This is a genomic window from Mycobacterium sp. SMC-15 (assembly GCF_045310925.1).
Taxonomy (GTDB): domain Bacteria; phylum Actinomycetota; class Actinomycetes; order Mycobacteriales; family Mycobacteriaceae; genus Mycobacterium.
Genome location: NZ_JBJIAJ010000009.1, coordinates 129,949 through 146,001, shown reverse-complemented (window position 1 = coordinate 146,001; position 16,053 = coordinate 129,949). Strand labels below are relative to the sequence as shown.

10 protein-coding genes are annotated in these 16,053 nt (G+C 68.4%); 5 read left to right on the top strand and 5 right to left on the bottom strand.

Annotated elements, in window-relative coordinates; genetic code table 11:
• The first annotated feature begins 38 nt into the window (after nt 1–38).
• The 3 genes from metE to ACJH71_RS14820 all read left to right on the top strand — a co-directional run bounded on the left by metE (nt 39) and on the right by ACJH71_RS14820 (nt 7,546).
• On the top strand, nt 39–2,333 hold the full coding sequence (gene metE / locus ACJH71_RS14830) for a 5-methyltetrahydropteroyltriglutamate--homocysteine S-methyltransferase (protein WP_406758764.1): 2,295 nt from the start codon (nt 39–41) through the stop codon (nt 2,331–2,333).
• Nucleotides 2,334–2,406: 73 nt separating this feature from the next.
• A complete protein-coding gene (locus ACJH71_RS14825; RefSeq protein WP_406758763.1) occupies nt 2,407–3,297 on the top strand; it encodes a mycobacterial-type methylenetetrahydrofolate reductase in 891 nt (296 codons plus the stop codon).
• A 292-nt stretch (nt 3,298–3,589) separates the two neighbouring features.
• The gene (locus tag ACJH71_RS14820; protein ID WP_406758762.1) at nt 3,590–7,546 is read left to right on the top strand and encodes an HAD-IC family P-type ATPase; all 3,957 of its coding nucleotides are present in this window, start codon (nt 3,590–3,592) and stop codon (nt 7,544–7,546) included.
• An 8-nt stretch (nt 7,547–7,554) separates the two neighbouring features.
• Here the strand turns inward: ACJH71_RS14820 and ACJH71_RS14815 are convergent, their stop codons facing one another.
• From ACJH71_RS14815 to ACJH71_RS14805, 3 genes are read right to left on the bottom strand one after another with little or no spacing between them, the layout of a single operon-like run.
• Complete coding sequence (locus ACJH71_RS14815; protein WP_406758761.1) at nt 7,555–8,034, bottom strand: hypothetical protein; 480 nt, start codon at nt 8,032–8,034, stop codon at nt 7,555–7,557.
• A gap of 1 nt (nt 8,035) precedes the next feature.
• Complete coding sequence (locus tag ACJH71_RS14810) at nt 8,036–8,386, bottom strand: VOC family protein (protein WP_406758760.1); 351 nt, start codon at nt 8,384–8,386, stop codon at nt 8,036–8,038.
• 21 nt (nt 8,387–8,407) lie between these two features.
• Nucleotides 8,408–9,214 carry a MerR family transcriptional regulator gene (locus tag ACJH71_RS14805; RefSeq protein WP_406758759.1) on the bottom strand — a complete coding sequence of 269 codons (807 nt, stop codon included), beginning with the start codon at nt 9,212–9,214 and terminating at the stop codon, nt 8,408–8,410.
• 64 nt (nt 9,215–9,278) lie between these two features.
• On the opposite strand from ACJH71_RS14805, the gene ACJH71_RS14800 reads away from it, so the two are divergent.
• Nucleotides 9,279–10,157 carry a crotonase/enoyl-CoA hydratase family protein gene (locus ACJH71_RS14800; protein ID WP_406758758.1) on the top strand — a complete coding sequence of 293 codons (879 nt, stop codon included), beginning with the start codon at nt 9,279–9,281 and terminating at the stop codon, nt 10,155–10,157.
• A gap of 284 nt (nt 10,158–10,441) precedes the next feature.
• Nucleotides 10,442–14,461, top strand: a complete 4,020-nt coding sequence (locus tag ACJH71_RS14795; protein ID WP_406758757.1) for an HAD-IC family P-type ATPase — start codon at nt 10,442–10,444, stop codon at nt 14,459–14,461.
• Here ACJH71_RS14795 and ACJH71_RS14790 read toward each other — a convergent pair.
• Together ACJH71_RS14790 and ACJH71_RS14785 are read right to left on the bottom strand one after the other, a co-directional pair.
• Nucleotides 14,458–15,285 (bottom strand): sterol desaturase family protein, encoded by an 828-nt coding sequence (locus ACJH71_RS14790; protein WP_406758756.1) that lies wholly within the window; start codon nt 15,283–15,285, stop codon nt 14,458–14,460. The two genes, ACJH71_RS14795 and ACJH71_RS14790, sit on opposite strands and share 4 nt — an antisense overlap.
• A 4-nt stretch (nt 15,286–15,289) precedes the next feature.
• On the bottom strand, nt 15,290–16,006 hold the full coding sequence (locus tag ACJH71_RS14785) for a FadR/GntR family transcriptional regulator (protein WP_406758755.1): 717 nt from the start codon (nt 16,004–16,006) through the stop codon (nt 15,290–15,292).
• Nucleotides 16,007–16,053 lie beyond the last annotated feature (47 nt).

The following is a 16,053-nucleotide window of genomic DNA, read 5'->3' as shown; positions in this document are numbered from 1 at the left end:
CAGCTGGGCGACTGCTGGCGTTGACCCACCCTCGTCAATTGAAGGATCAAATCGTGATCGCTCAACCCTTTACCGCCACCGTTCTCGGCTCACCTCGTATCGGGCCGCGCCGCGAACTCAAGCGCGCCACCGAAAGCTACTGGGCCGGCCGGATCGGCCAGGACGAACTGAAGACGGTGGCCGCCGGCCTGCGCCGCGACACCTGGGCCCAGCTGGCCGCCGCCGGGCTGGACTCGGTGCCGGTGAACACGTTCTCCTACTACGACCAGATGCTCGACACCGCGGTGCTGCTGGGCGCACTCCCCGCGCGGGTGGCCGGCGTCGCCGACGAGCTGGACCGCTACTTCGCCGCAGCCCGGGGCAACAAGGACATCGCCCCGCTGGAGATGACGAAGTGGTTCGACACCAACTACCACTACATCGTTCCCGAGATCGGCCCGGACACGAAGTTCGCGCTGAACCCGGCCAAGGTGCTCTCCGAGCTCGCCGAGGCCCAGGAGCAGGGCTTCGGCGGAAACGTGGCTCGTCCGGTGATCATCGGGCCGGTCACCTTCCTGCTGCTGAGCAAGGCCGTCGACGGTGCGGACGCACCGATCGCCCGCCTCGATGAGCTGACCGACATCTACGCCGAGCTGCTGGGCAAGCTGGCCGACGCCGGCGCGCAGTGGGTGCAGATCGACGAGCCGGTGCTGGTGACCGACATCTCCGCCGACGCCCCCGCGCTGGCCGAGCAGGTCTACAACCGTCTCGGCGGGCTGAGCAAGCGGCCGTCGATCTTCGTGGCCACCTACTTCGGTGACCCGGGCGCGGGGCTGCCCGCCCTGGCCCGTACTCCGGTCGAGGCGATCGGCGTCGACCTGGTCTACGGCGCGGACACCAAGATCGCGTCGGTGCCCGAGCTGGCTTCCAAGACGCTGGTTGCGGGTGTGGTCGACGGCCGCAACATCTGGCGCACCGACCTGCAGGCGGCGCTGGCCAAACTGGCGTCGCTGCTGGGGAGTGCGGAGGCTGTTGCCGTATCGACGTCGTGCTCGACGTTGCACGTGCCCTACTCGCTGGAACCCGAGACCGGCCTGGACGACGCGCTGCGCAGCTGGCTGGCGTTCGGCGCCGAGAAGGTGACCGAGGTGGCCGCCCTGGCTCGCGCCCTGCGCGAGGGCCGGGACGCGGTCGCCGCGGAGATCGCCGCGTCCAACGCCGCGGTCGCCTCCCGCAAGTCCGACCCGCGACTGAACAACGCGGCGCTGCGCTCCCAGATCTCCAAGATCAAGGAAGCGGGCATCCAGCGCGGTTCGGCCGAGGAGCGTCGCGCCGCTCAGGACGAGCGTCTGCACCTGCCGCCGCTGCCCACCACCACGATCGGCTCCTTCCCGCAGACCGTGGAGATCCGCAAGGCCCGTGCCGCGCTGGTGGCCGGAGAGATCGACGACGCGGAGTACACCAACCGGATGAAGGCCGAGGTCGCCGCGGTCATCAAGCTGCAGGAAGAACTCGGCCTCGATGTGCTGGTGCACGGCGAACCGGAGCGCAACGACATGGTGCAGTACTTCGCCGAGCAGCTGGACGGCTTCTTCGCCACCAGCAACGGCTGGGTGCAGTCCTACGGCAGCCGCTGCGTGCGCCCTCCGGTGCTGTTCGGCGACGTCACGCGGCCCAAGCCGATGACGGTGGACTGGGCCACTTACGCCCAGTCGCTGACCGACAAGCCGGTCAAGGGCATGCTCACCGGTCCGGTCACCATCCTGGCCTGGTCGTTCGTCCGTGACGACCAGCCGCTGGCCGACACCGCCTACCAGGTGGCGCTGGCGATCCGCGAGGAGACGGTGGATCTGGAATCCGCCGGCATCGCGGTGATTCAGGTCGACGAGCCCGCCCTGCGTGAGCTGTTGCCGGTGCGCGACGCCGACAAGGCGGCCTACCTGGACTGGGCGGTCGGATCGTTCCGGATGTCCACCTCGGGTGTCTCGAACGCGACGCAGATCCACACCCACCTGTGCTACTCGGAGTTCGGTGAGGTGATCGGTGCGATCGCCGATCTGGATGCCGACGTCACGTCGATCGAGGCGGCCCGCTCGCACATGGAGGTGCTCGACGACCTCAACGCGATCGGCTTCTCCAACGGGGTGGGCCCGGGTGTCTACGACATCCACTCGCCGCGGGTGCCGTCCACTGACGAGATGGCCGCTTCGCTCCGCGAGGCACTGGATGCCGTTCCGGCGCAACGTCTCTGGGTCAACCCGGACTGCGGCCTGAAGACCCGCAAAACCGACGAGGTGACGGCTTCGCTGGCCAACCTCGTCGCGGCGGCTAAGGAAGCCCGCACCGGCCTGTGACCGTCTGACATGTTGCGCCCCAGAGCGATCTCTGGGGCGCAACATGTCCATTCCATGAGATCGGAGTCCCCTGGTGCCGTTGAACACCATCGCACTGGAATTGGTGCCGCCCAACACCGATCGCGGGCCTGAGCACGCCCGCGAAGAGGCATACAAGGTTCTACAGCTATCCGAACAAGCGGGTATCGCAGGCCGGATCGGTCACGTCATGATCCCCGGATTGATCCCCGAGGATGACGATCGGCCGGTCGAGATGAAACCCAAACTCGACGTATCCGACTTCTGGTCGATCATCCACCCCGAACTGCCCGGCGTCCGCGGACTGTGCACGCAGGTAACCGCATTCCTCGACGAGGCGGCGCTGCGGACGCGCCTTACCGGCCTGCGTCAGTCCGGGTTCGACGGAATCATCTTCGTAGGTGTCCCCCGCACGCTGAACGACGGTGAGGGCGGCGGCGTCGCACCCACCGACGCGCTGTCGAAGTTCGACGACCTGGTCGATAACCGGGGCGTCATCCTCATCCCGACCCGGGACGGCGAGCGCGAACGCTTCGACTTCAAATGCGACCGGGGCGCCACCTTCGGAATGACGCAGCTGCTCTACTCCGATGCGATGGTCGGATTCCTCCGCGACTTCTCCGAAGTCAGCGACCACCGGCCCGAGGTCCTGTTGTCGTTCGGCTTCGTGCCGAAGATGGAGTCCAAGGTCGGACTGGTCGATTGGCTGATCCAGGACCCGGGCAACGAAGCCGTCGCCGCCGAGCAGGCCTTCGTGCGGACACTGGCCGCGGGCGAACCCGACGTCAAACGCCGCCAGTTGCTCGATCTGTACAAGCGGGTCATCGACGGCGTGGCCGAGTTGGGCTTCCCGTTGAGCCTGCACTTCGAGGCTCCCTACGGTATTTCGAAACCGGCATTCGACACCTTCGCAGAGATGCTCGCCTATTGGTCGCCGCGGGCCTGAACCCGGCCCGAAACCGTCTGCAACGCAGAGCATTCACCGGCATTTCAAGTAGGGTCTCGCCGGTGTTCAGCTGGACGCTGCCTACCGGTCCTACCTTCGAGCGTGAAGGGGAGTAGTTCCTACCCGCCACACCGGTGGCGGATGTGAATGGTCGTCAATACGGCGAGTCGCCTCGCCCGGTCATTCAGCGGACCCAGGACTTTCGCGAGCGAGACCTTCGGACGATTCACCATGTCGACCGAAGGTTCCGCAGGCTGTCTCTGAGGCTTCGGTCGCCGAGCGAAGGAGACCGATGCCCCCCTCGATACCCGCCCTGATCGACGATGCCGAACCCGGCTATGACGTGGTTGCCGGCCCACCGGCGGAGGCTGATCGCCCACAGCGACACCTTCGCGCGGCCCCCGAACCCGGCGACGGTTTGATAGCGGTCAGCAGCGCCGCGATGGCCGGCATCAACGCCGTCGGCCTGGGTCTCGCAGTTGCCAGTCGCGTTCTGCGGTTTCGCCGGTTGCCCTCCAGTCTCCAGGGCGCTGTAATCACCCTGGACCACCAGCCGCAACTGCGCCGCCTGCTGGAGGAACGAATCGGCAAGCGCGCCACCGCCACTGCGTTGGGGATGGCGACCACCGCGGTCAACGCACTCGGTGCGGCGCCGTCGATGCTGGCGGTGGACCTGGCGATCAACACCATCAGGGCCGCCGAAGCGCGCGCGGACACCCGGGCCTGGGCGCGGCGAGAGCCGGAGCTGGCCCGCCCGGTCGCCTCATCGGCCCGGCGCACGGCGGAATCCCCGGAGAGCCCGGTCGACCAACACCTACAACGCGGGACCTGGATTCAGGCGATCGGCGCAGCCGTCGTCGCCGCGACCAGTCGCGACCCCGAACTGGCCGGTAATGCCGCATTGGTCGCGGTGCCCAAAGCTGCCCGAGCCACTCACGAGTCGTTCGCAGCCACGTTGGGCCGCGGGCTGGCCAACCGGGACGAGGCACTGCAGATCGACCCTGACAGCCTGCGTCGACTGGACCGCATCGACGTGGTGATCCTCGATCCGCGGGTGCTGCGGACCGAATCGTTGCGCTTGACGCGACTTCGCGGCGCCGACGAGAAGGATCTGACCGCCTGGGAGAGCGCCCGGGCGATGCTTGCGGAAGGCGACCTGCGGCCAGGTTGGCATCCCGTCACCGGCCGCCCCGGCACCGAGGCGCTGTTTGCTCCGGCGCCGCATCCGCTGGCGGCCGCTACGCTCGCTGAGACACAGCGCGCCCAGGTGCAAACAGTCACCGTGGACGACTCCACCGGCCTAGGAGTACTGCGGCCCGCATTCGACGAAATCGCTCCAATGACAGGCGATTCGATCGACGACGCGCTGCTCGACGCGGTGCGTGACTACCAACAAAGAGGCCACACCGTCGCGGTGATCTCCTCGACGGCCGCCCAGGCGCTGTCGGCGGCCGACCTCGGGGTCGGCATCCTGCCCGACGCTAGCGAGCCGGTGGCGGATCTGATCGTCGATGACCTGTCCGGGGTATGGCGAGTACTGCATGCCCTGCCCGCAGCCCAGTCGGCCACCCGCCTTGGTATCGCATTATCCACCGGCGCTTCAGCATTGGGTTCGATGCTGCTCATTCCCACGGTGCGAGGACGCGGTCCCGAACCGGTCGCGCTGGGCGCGGCTGTGGGTCTGGTGTCCGGCTACTGGTCGGCCCGTCAAGTGATCACGGCGCCGCTGCCCCGACCGGTCCCCGTCGACGAATGGCATGCGATGTCGGTCGAACAGGTGCGTGACGCCTTGGCCTCGCCGTCGCAGCCCGACTTCGCACCGGACGCCGGCACCGCCACCCGGCACGTGGTCTGGCAGTTCCTCGACGCGGTGCGTGACGAACTGTCCGACCCGCTGACGCCCGTGCTCGGGCTGGGTGCCACTGCCACCGCGCTGCTGGGCGCACCAATCGACGCGCTCATGGTGGGCTCTGTCCTGGTCAGCAACGCCGTCCTGGCGGCCGGTCAACGGTTGAGCGCCGAGCTGCGGCTGGATCGGCTACTGGCCGAGCAGATCCCGCCCGCCTGGAAGGTGACGATCCGGCCCGATGGCACCCGCGACCGGGTTCAGGTGCTCCCCGAACAGCTGCAGCGTGGCGATCTGATCGAGGTGGGTCCCGACGATGTGGTGCCCGCCGACGCCCGTGTGATCGAACTGGAGAAGTTGGAGGTCGACGAGGCCTCACTGACCGGTGAGTCGTTGCCGGTGACCAAGCAGATCGACGCCACTCCGGGCGCCGAGCTGGCCGAGCGGCGCTGCATGCTGTTCGCGGGCACCACCGTGGCCTCCGGGACCGGTCTGGCGTTGGTGACCGCGGTGGGTCCCGACACTGAGGTGCGGCGCGCCGCCGACCTTGTCACCAGCCGGCATGGGGATATCGGCCTGACCCATCAGCTCGGACAGATCACCAGCCGGACCTGGCCGCTGAGTCTGATGGCCGGCGGTCTGGTCAGCGTGCTCGGGGTGTTGCGGGCCACCCGGCTGCAGCAGGCGGTGGCCAACGGAGTGTCGGTGGCCGTCGCCGCTGTCCCCGAGGGCCTGCCGGTGGTGGCGACGCTGGCTCAGCACGCCTCAGCCCAGCGCCTCACCAAATCCGGAGTGCTGGTGCGGGTCCCCCGCTCCGTGGAGGCCCTGGGCCGCGTCGACGTGGTGTGCTTCGACAAGACCGGGACCCTAAGCGAGAACCGGTTGCGGGTCACTGAGGTGCGCACGGCAGCCGATCATTCCCGTGACGAGGTGCTGCGGTGCGCGGTGCGCGCAACCCCGTCGGCCAAGGGGCAGAGCCACGTCGACGCCACCGACGCCGCGATCGTGGCGGCGGCGGCACCGGTGTCCGGCGCCGTCGCGCCGGGGGCCGCCGACGCCCATCTGCCGTTCCGCTCCGGTCGGCCCTTCGCGGCATCGGTGTTCGGTACCGAATTGACCATCAAGGGAGCACCCGAGGTGGTGCTCGCCGCCTGCGACAGCGTCCCGGCCGATATCAACGACGTGGTGGAGCAGCTGGCCGACGAAGGACTGCGGGTTCTCGCGGTTGCCCGACGCGAGCTCAGTCCGGCTCAAGTGCAATCGCTTTCGGCTGATCCCGACGACGCCGAAGCCCAGCTTGCCGCCATGGCCCGCCAATGCGCCGACGGTTTGACCCTGGTCGGTTTCGTCGGCATCTCCGACACTCCGCGCGCCGGGTCGGCCGGCCTGCTCGCCGAGCTGCACCGCCGCCAGGTGCCGGTTCGGATGATCACCGGCGATCACCCGACCACCGGCCGGGCCATCGCCCGCAAGATGGGCGTGCAGCTGTCTCCCGATCAGGTCATCACCGGCTCGGAATGGGAAACCCTCTCGGGTAAGGAGCAGGAACGTGCGGTGGCCGAGCGGGTGGTGTTCGCCCGCATGTCGCCGGCGAACAAGGTGCAGGTGGTGCAGGCGCTGGAACGCAGCGGCAAGGTGTCGGCGATGGTCGGCGACGGCGCCAACGACGCCGCCGCAATCCGGGCCGCCACGGTCGGGATCGGCATCGTCGCGCACGGCAGCGACGCCGCGCACACGGCCGCCGACGTGGTGCTGCTCGACGGCAAGATCGAGACCCTGCTGGACGCCCTCAACGAGGGCAGCCAACTGTGGCAGCGGGTGCAGGCGGCGGTGGCGGTGCTGCTGGGCGGTAACGCCAGCGGCGCACTGTTCGCGATCATCGGCAGCGCGCTGACGGGTCAGTCGCCGTTGAGCACCCGGCAACTGCTGCTGGTCAACATCGTGACCGACGCGTTCCCGGCCACCGCGCTGGCGATCAGCCAACCGCGGCGCCCGATGCCCTTCGGGGGACGCGGGCCCGACGAGAAGGCGTTATTGCGCGCGGTGGCGCTGCGTGGCTCGACCACCGCCGGTGCCACGATCGCGGCATGGATGATGGCCCGGCTCACCGGCTTTCCCCGACGCGCCTCCACCGTGGCACTGGTCGCGCTGGTGACCACTCAGCTGGGACAGACCCTGTTGGAGTCACGCTCGCCGGTGCTGGTGGCTACCGCGGCCGGCTCGTTCGCGGCGATGGCACTGCTGATCAGCATCCCGGGGATCAGCCAGTTCATGGGATGCACGCCGCTGGGCCCGATCGGCTGGACCCAGGCATTGGGATCGGCGGCGATCGCGACCACCGCGGCGGGCATCGCACCCCGGTTCCTCTCGCGTACCGAGGCGAAAGACGCTGTCACCGCCTGACACCGGATTCAGCGGCGGCGGGCGAGATACTCCTGCTTGAGCACCCAGGTGCGCCCGTCGTCGCTGCGTTCATCGCGCCAGCGAAACGAGTCCGGGCCGATGTCGCGGAAGCTCCATCGGATGGCGGAGCCATCCGGCAGCGTGCCGTCCTGCACGATCCCGTCCGCGTCGGCCTTGCCCAGTTGGTGCAGCCGAAGTCCCAGTTGCGGTTCCGTCCACTGGATGTGCCAGGCATCGATAGCCGGGTCAAAGATGCGCAGCGTCGACCCGTGAAAGAGTCCTTCGGCGTGCCAGACGTCCTGGACGGCCCGTCCGTCGAGCACCCAGTCCGCGACCATCCAACCCGCGACGTGCCGGGTGCCCTCGTCGCCGAACCAGGTGATGTCAAGATCCCAGCGGCCACCGACCAACCACCCGTAGAGGGCCATCGCGTCCCGATGTTCGGCGGTCGGTCCGGCGGCGACCAATGCGTTTGTCAGCAAGGACATGTCAGGCCGCCACGAGGTCGAACTCGTTGCCCTCGGGGTCTGTCAGTGTGGTCCACCGGTAACCGCCCTCGGCATGATCGGCCAACCGGGCGGCGCCCAGTTCCAGGGCCCGTTCGACTGCGGCGGTCAGGTCCGCCGCGACCAGGTCGAGATGGATTCGGTTCTTGACCTGCTTGGCTTCTGGCACCTGCACGAACACCAGGCGTGGAGGCGTCTGCGCTGAGATGCCGATTGAGGCGATCTCGGCGCTGGCTCCCTCGTCGACCGGTCGGGCCAGCAGCTGCGACCAGAATCGCGCCAGCTTGCCGGCGTCGGCGCAGTCGAAGGTGACGGTGTGCAGCGTGATGTCCATGGGAGAACTCCTTGTCGTGGGTCAGGATTTGGTGCGAAAGATCGGCCAGCACACCTCGGTGCGATGCGCTGTCTCGTCGTCGGTGTCGTAGCCGGACACCCGGTAGTACTCGCGGATCGGTCCGTCGACACCCAGTTCGCGTTCGGCAACATGGGTGCCCAGCGCGCCGTAGGTGCGGTCCAGCTCGCCGAACGCCCCGCGGTGCACCGCGACCGCCAGTTCCGCTGCAGGAATCTCCAGCGTGCGCACCCTGCCCCGGGCCGTCGCGGCGCTCGCCGGCCGGAACGCGATCACCTCTCCCCCGCCGGCTTCGAAGAACTCCGCCGAGTACAACGCAGCGCGAACCCCGGGGGCGTCATCGGCGACCGCGGCATCGAGCTCGGAGAACGCCTGCGCCCACCAGTCATCGATGTCTGCCATCGCCACCTGGTCGACGACCGCGGCCGCCGACGTGGCCGGCACCGACCGGTAAGTGACGTCGCAGGCGTCGCCGGAGTCTTCGAGCAGCGCCCGCAGCGATTCCACGCTGGCCTGGGTTTGCGCCAGGCGGTCTTGGAGCCGTTGCAGGTGAGCCACGATGGCCCGGTTGCGGTCGGTGACCTGCTCGGCGCGGACCACTTCGGTCAGCTCGTCCAGCGGCATGCCCAGATCGCGCAGCCGGCGGATGACTTGGGCGATCGGCACCTGGTCCGGGCTGTAGTAGCGGTACCCCGACGACGGGTCCACCTGCACGGGTGCCAGCAGGCCGCGCTCGTGGTAGAGCCGCAACGCCTTGACGGTCAGATAGGTCATCCGGGAGAAGTCCCCGATGGGCAACAGTGTCGTCATGCGCTCCAGTGTCGAAGCTCCCCCGGGGGCAGAGTCAACAGGTCGGTGCAACTAGCCTCGGGAGATGGAGTTCAACACGCTGCGCCACGAGGTCGAAGACGGCATTCTCACCGTCTACCTGGACCGACCGGACAATCTCAACGCGTTCACCGTCGAAATGGCCGAGGAGCTGGAGCGCACATTCGTCGAGGTCAACGACGACGATGCCGTTCGCGCGGTGATCGTCACCGGCTCCGGACGCGCGTTCTGTGCGGGCATGGACCTGTCCAGCTCGGGCAATGTGTTCGGGCTCGACGAGTCCAAGTCGCCGTCGCTGGCCGCCATGGCCGACCTCGATGATCCCGAGCTGGCCCGGGTGCGCGACACCGGCGGGCGGGTGACGCTGGCGATCTATGGCTGTCGCAAGCCGGTGATCGCCGCGGTCAACGGTGCGGCGGTCGGGATCGGCGCCACCATGATGCTGGCGATGGACGCGCGGCTGTTCTCGACCAAGGCGCGTTTCGGTCTGGTGTTCGGGAAGCTGGGCATCACCCCGGAGGCGTGCTCGACGTGGTTCCTGCCCCGTATCGTCGGTGTCCCAACGGCTTTGGACCTGCTATACCGCGCCGACATCCTCGACGCCGAGGGGGCGCGCGCCTGTGGGATCGCCCAGTCCATCCACGAACCAGAGACACTGCTGACGCAGGCTCGGGCGCTGGCCGACGCGTGGACCAAGGGCCGCTCGCCGGTTTCGTTCGCGTTGATCCGCCAGATGCTCTACCGCAACTCCGCGCAACCCGACCCGGTCGAGGCGCACCGGGTGGACTCGCTGGCGATGTTCTACACCAGCATCGGCGACGGCGCCGACGGGGTGCGGGCCTTCCTGGAGAAGCGCGACGCGCAATTCACCGCGCGGGCCTCGGCCATGCCGCCGTTCTACGACGAGTGGGTCGGCAAGCACTAGGCATCACCAGACCCGGTGCTAGGTAAAGCATTCACCGGAACTTCAAGTCAAATCTCGCGGACGTTCAGCCGACCGCCGCCAAGCGGTTCTAGCGTCGGCCGCGAAGGGGAGTAACTCCTACCCGCCGCACCCGTGGCGGATGTGAATGGTCGTCAATCCGGTGGGCCCGCCCCACCCGGTCATTCAGCGGACCTCTGACACACCGCGAGCCAGACCTTCGGACGATTGGCCATGTCGACCGAAGTTTTCGCCCGGCAGATTCGGTCGCCAAGCAAAGGAGACCGATGCCCCCCGCGATGCCTGTTCTCGCCGAAGACCTCATCCCGGCACTGGACGCGCTCTACGAGGCCGAACCCGACGACGACCCCGATAATCCACCGCCCCTCGGCGACCTGTACGACGTCACCGAGGGGCGACCCACCACCCGCTCCACCCCCGAACCCGGCGACGGGTTGATCGCGGTCAGCAGCGCAGCGATGGCGGGTATCACCGCCGTCGGCATGGGCATCGCACTGGCCGGCCGCGCCCTGCGGATCCACCGTCTGCCGGCCAGCATCCAAGGCGCCGTGGTCGCCTTGGATCATCAGCCGCGGTTGCGCCGCCTGATCGAGGAGCGAATCGGCAAGCGCGCCACCGACACTGCATTGGGGCTGGCGACCACTGCCGCCAACGCGCTCGCCGCAGCACCGTCGATGGTGGCAGTGGACCTGGCAATCAACTCCTTCAAGGCTGCCGAAGCACGGGCCGAAGAACGGGCACGGACTCGACGTGAACCGCAATTGACCCGCCTGACCGGCCGGCCCCACGAACTGCCGGACCCCGCCACCGATATCCGGCCGACTGGACCAGTCGAACGACACTTGCTGCGCGGCAGTTGGATTCAGGCGATCGGCGCGGCCGTGGTCGGTGCCGTCAGCCGCGACCCGAACCTGGCCGGAAACGCCGCGCTGGTTGCCGTACCCAAGGCCGTCCGGTCCACACAGGAATCATTCGCGGCGACTTTGGTCCGCGGCTTGGCCGACAACGACGAGGCCTTACAGCTGCACACGGACGCCTTACGTCAGCTGGACCGAATCGACGTGGTGATCCTCGATCCGCGGGTGCTCCGCAGCGACAAGTTGCGCCTGGTGCGGCTTCGCGGCGCCGGCGACAAGGATCTGACCATGTGGGAGCGCGCTCAGGCCATGCTGGCGGCGGGCGACCTGCAGCCAGGCTGGCACTCAGTGGCCGGCACGCACCGCAACAACGGGTGGAACGGCACGGAGGCGCTCTTCGCACCGGCGCACCATCCGCTGGCGGCCTCGACGCTCGCCGAGACACAACGAGCTGACGTGCGGGTGGTTTCGGTGGACGACCCCGCCGGGTTGGGTGAGTTGAGGCCGGCGTTCGATGAGATCGCACCGGCGACGGGCAACTCGATCGACAACACCCTGCTCGACGCTGTGCGTCGCCATCAGCAGGACGGTCACAGCGTCGCAGTGATCTCCTCGACGGCCAACCGGGCGCTGGCGGCCGCCGATCTCGGGGTGGGCATCCTGCCCGACGGTGCCGCCGAGACCCAGCCGTGGAGCGCGGACCTGATCGTCGATGATCTCGCCGGGGTGTGGCGGGTGCTGCATGCGATCCCCGCAGCCAAAGCCGCCAGCAAACGGGGTATCGAGTTGTCCATCGGCGCTTCGGCGATGGGTTCGCTCATGCTGATTCCGACCGTCCAGGGTCGCGGCCCAGAAGCGGTCGTCGTGGGCGCGGCTGCGGGCCTGTGGTCCGGATACCGGTTGGCGCGCGCGGTGATCAATGCACCGCTGCCCCGGCCGGTTCCCGTCGATGAGTGGCATGCCATGTCGGTCGAACGGGTTCGTGCCACGTTGGCTTCATCGTCGGACCCCGCATCCGCTGGGCTCGCCGCGGACGCGGCGCCGCGCCACATGATCTGGCAATTCGTCGAGGCGGTGCGTGAGGAATTGTCAGACCCGCTGACTCCGATACTGGGGCTGGGTGCCACGGCCACTGCGATCCTGGGCTCGCCGATCGACGCCGCCCTGGTCTGCTCGGTATTGGTCAGTAACGCGTTCCTGGCTGCCGGGCAACGCCTGAGTACCGAGCTACGGCTGGATCGGCTACTGGCCGAGCAGATCCCGCCTGCATGGAAGGTGACCATCCGGCCCGACGGCACCCGCGAACGCGTACAGGTGCTGCCCGACGAGCTGCAGTGTGGTGACCTGATCGAAGTGGGGGCCAATGATGTGGTGCCTACCGATGCCCGCCTGGTCGAGCAGGAGAAGTTGGAGATCGACGAAGCATCGCTGACCGGTGAGTCGTTGCCGGTGACCAAGCAGATCGATGCCACCCCGGGCGCCGAGCTGGCTGAGCGGCGCTGCATGCTTTTCGCCGGCACCATCGTGGCGGCCGGAACGGGCCTGGCGTTGGTGACCGCGGTGGGTCCCGACACCGAGGTACGCCGCGCCGCCGACCTGGTCACCAGCCGGCATCACGATATCGGGCTCGGTCATCAGCTCGGCCAGATCACCACCCGGATTTGGCCGCTGAGCCTGGTGGCCGGCGGCTTGGTCAGCGCATTCGGGTTGTTGCGTGGTACCGGGTTGCACCAGACAGCGACCGACGGTGTTTCCGTGGCCGTCGCCGCCGTCCCCGAGGGCATGCCGGTGGTGGCGACGCTGGCACAGCAGGCGTCTGCACGTCGACTCACCAAGTCCGGTGTACTGGTGCGGGTCCCGCGCTCGGTAGAAGCCCTCGGCCGGGTCGACGTGGTCTGTTTTGACAAGACCGGGACCCTCAGCGAGAACCGGTTGCGGGTCACCGAGGTGCGCACGGCAGCCGATCATTCCCGTGACGAGGTGCTGCGGTGCGCGGTGCGCGCGACCCCGTCGGCCAAGGGGCAGAGCCACGTCGACGCCACCGACGCCGCGATCGTGGCGGCGGCGGAGCCGGTGATCGGTGCCGCCGAACCGGATGGTGCTGACATTCATCTGCCGTTCCGTTCCGGGAGGCCGTTCTCGGCGTCGGTGATCGGGACCGAACTGACCATCAAGGGCGCCCCCGAGGTACTGCTCGCCGCTTGCACAGATGTTGCAGCCGACGTCTATGACCTGGTCGAGCAGCTCGCGGCCGAAGGACTGCGGGTCCTGGCGGTTGCCCGGCGCGAGCTCAGCCTCGAACAGGCGCAGTCGCTTTCGGAAGGCCCTGACGATCCCGACGCTCAGCTGGCTGCCATGGCTGCGCTGTGTACCGGGGGGCTGACTCTGGTCGGGTTCGTCGGCATCTCCGATACCCCGCGCGCCGGGTCGGCGGGCCTGCTGGCCGAGCTGTCCCTGCGGGAGGTGCCGGTTCGGATGATCACCGGCGATCACCCGACCACCGGTCGTGCGATCGCCCGCAAGATGGGCCTGCAGGTCAACGCCGAGCAGGTCATCACCGGCATGGAGTGGGAGGCCCTGTCGGGCAAGGAGCAGGAGCTCGCGGTGGCCGAACGGGTGGTCTTCGCCCGCATGTCACCGGCGAACAAGGTGCAGGTCGTCCAGGCCCTGGAACGCAGCGGCAAGGTGTCGGCGATGGTCGGAGACGGCGCCAACGACGCCGCGGCCATCCGCGCCGCCACCGTCGGGATCGGCATCGTCGCCCAGGGCAGCGACGCCGCCCACACCGCCGCCGACGTGGTGCTGCTCGACGGCCGGATCGAGACGCTGCTGGACGCCCTCAACGAGGGCAGCCAACTATGGCAGCGGGTACAGGCGGCAGTGGCGGTGCTGTTGGGCGGCAACGCCAGCGGCGCGGCATTCGCGCTCCTTGGCTGCGCGCTGACCGGCCGGGCTCCACTGAACACCCGCCAGTTGCTGCTGGTGAACATGGCGATCGACGCATTTCCCGCCACCGCGCTGGCGATCAGCCAACCGCGTCGCCCCATACCGTTCGGGGGGCGTGGGCCCGACGAGAAGGCGCTGATGCGCGCGGTGGCGCTGCGTGGCACGACCACCGCCGGCGCCACCATCGCGGCGTGGATGATGGCGCGGCTCACCGGCTTTCCCCGGCGTGCCGCCACGGTGGCTCTGGTCGCGTTCGTCACCACCCAGCTGAGCCAGACCCTGTTGGAGTCACGCTCACCGCTGGTAGCAGTCACTGCGGGCGGTTCGTTCGCGGCGCTGGCGATCCTGATCAGCACACCGGGGGTCAGCCAGTTCCTGGGCTGCACACCGCTGGGCCCGATCGGCTGGACTCAGGCGCTGGGATCGGCGGCGGTCGCCACCACCGCGGCGAGCATCGCACCGCGGTTCTTGTCGCGTGCCTAGCCGGCCGGCTGCCATCCCGGGCCGCGAAACAGGTGACCCAGCGCGGCACGCCAACTGCGCGCCGCACGGATGTCACGCCAGATCGCGACGTACTCGTGGGTGGCCACCCGCACCGGATTGAACGTGTCGATGTTCTTGGTCAAGCCGTAGACCACGCGCTCGTCTTCGGGCTGGAAGGTGCCGAACAGCCGGTCCCAGACGATGAGGATTCCCCCGTAGTTCTTGTCGAGGTACTGGGCGTTCGCCCCGTGGTGCACTCGGTGGTGCGATGGGGTGTTGAAGATGAATTCGATTGGCCGCCAGAGCTTGCCGACGCGCTCGGTGTGGATGAAGAACTGGTAGAGCAGGCTGACCGACTGCTGCAGCAGGATCATCCACGGGGCGAAACCGGCGAACGCCAACAGGATCCAGAACGGCACCGCGGTGAACGGCGTCCAGGTCTGGCGCAGGGCGGTGGACAGGTTGTAGTGCTGACTGGAGTGGTGCACGACGTGGCTGGCCCAGAACACCCGGATGGTGTGGTGGGTGCGGTGATACCAGTAGTAGGCGACGTCGTCTGCGACGAACAGCGCGATCCAGGTCAGCGGGTTGCCGGCCGGCAGGTGCACCGGGGCCAGCAGGTAGACCCCGCTGAAGACCGCCAGCACCACCAGCTTCCAGCCGATGTTGATGACCACATTGCCGATGCCCATCGTCAGGCTGGTCCGGGTGTCCCGCAGTTCGTAGCCGCGCTCGTCGTCGTCGGGCCGCACGACGAACGACACGGCCTCCAGGATCAGGCAGAGCACGAAGACCGGGATGGCGTGCGCGATGAGGTCGAACATGCGGCTATTCCTCTTCCTCGGCGCCGGCCTGGCACGCCGTGACGAACCGGGTCAGCAACTCGTCGGCGAGGCGGTACGCCGTATCCTCGTCGGCGGCGGCGATCGCGGCGGCCAGGTCGATGTGTGCGCTTCGGTCGGCGAACTCGGCGGCTCCCAGCGCGTAGATGGCCTCGCGGCCGATCTCGTCGTAGGCGGCGACCAAGGTGTTGAGAGCCAGCCGATAAGCGATATTGCCGGATCCGTCAATTACGGCGACCCAGAACGCCAGGTCGGCATCGCTGATCGCCGCGAGATCCCCGGCGGGCGGGTATTCCGCGGCGGCAGCGGTGATCGCGGACCGCTGCTGTTCTGAGGCGTTCCGCGCGCACAGGCGTGCGGCGTCCGCGGCGATCGAGCGCCGCATAACAGCCACGTCGCCGATGATCTGGCGTGCCGGGATCGCCCCGGCGACGGCCAATCCGGTCAGGGCGTCCAGGCCGGCGCTTTGGCGCCAGTCCAGCACCCGGGTCTTTCCGCCGTGACTGATCCGGACCAGTCCCGCCTGCTGCAGCCGCTTGAGCGCTTCGCGGACCGCGTGCCGGTTGACCTGCAGGGTCAGCGCCAGTTCGCGTTCCGATGGCAGCGGCTCGCCGGCAGGCAGGCGTCCGGTCAATATCTCTTCGACAAGCCGCACGAAGATCGTGTCGGAGAGTGCGGTGCGGGAGATGGGCGCCAGGTCCATGGTCTACATGGTCAGGCACCCCGCCCCACTGGTCAACTGGTTGTACC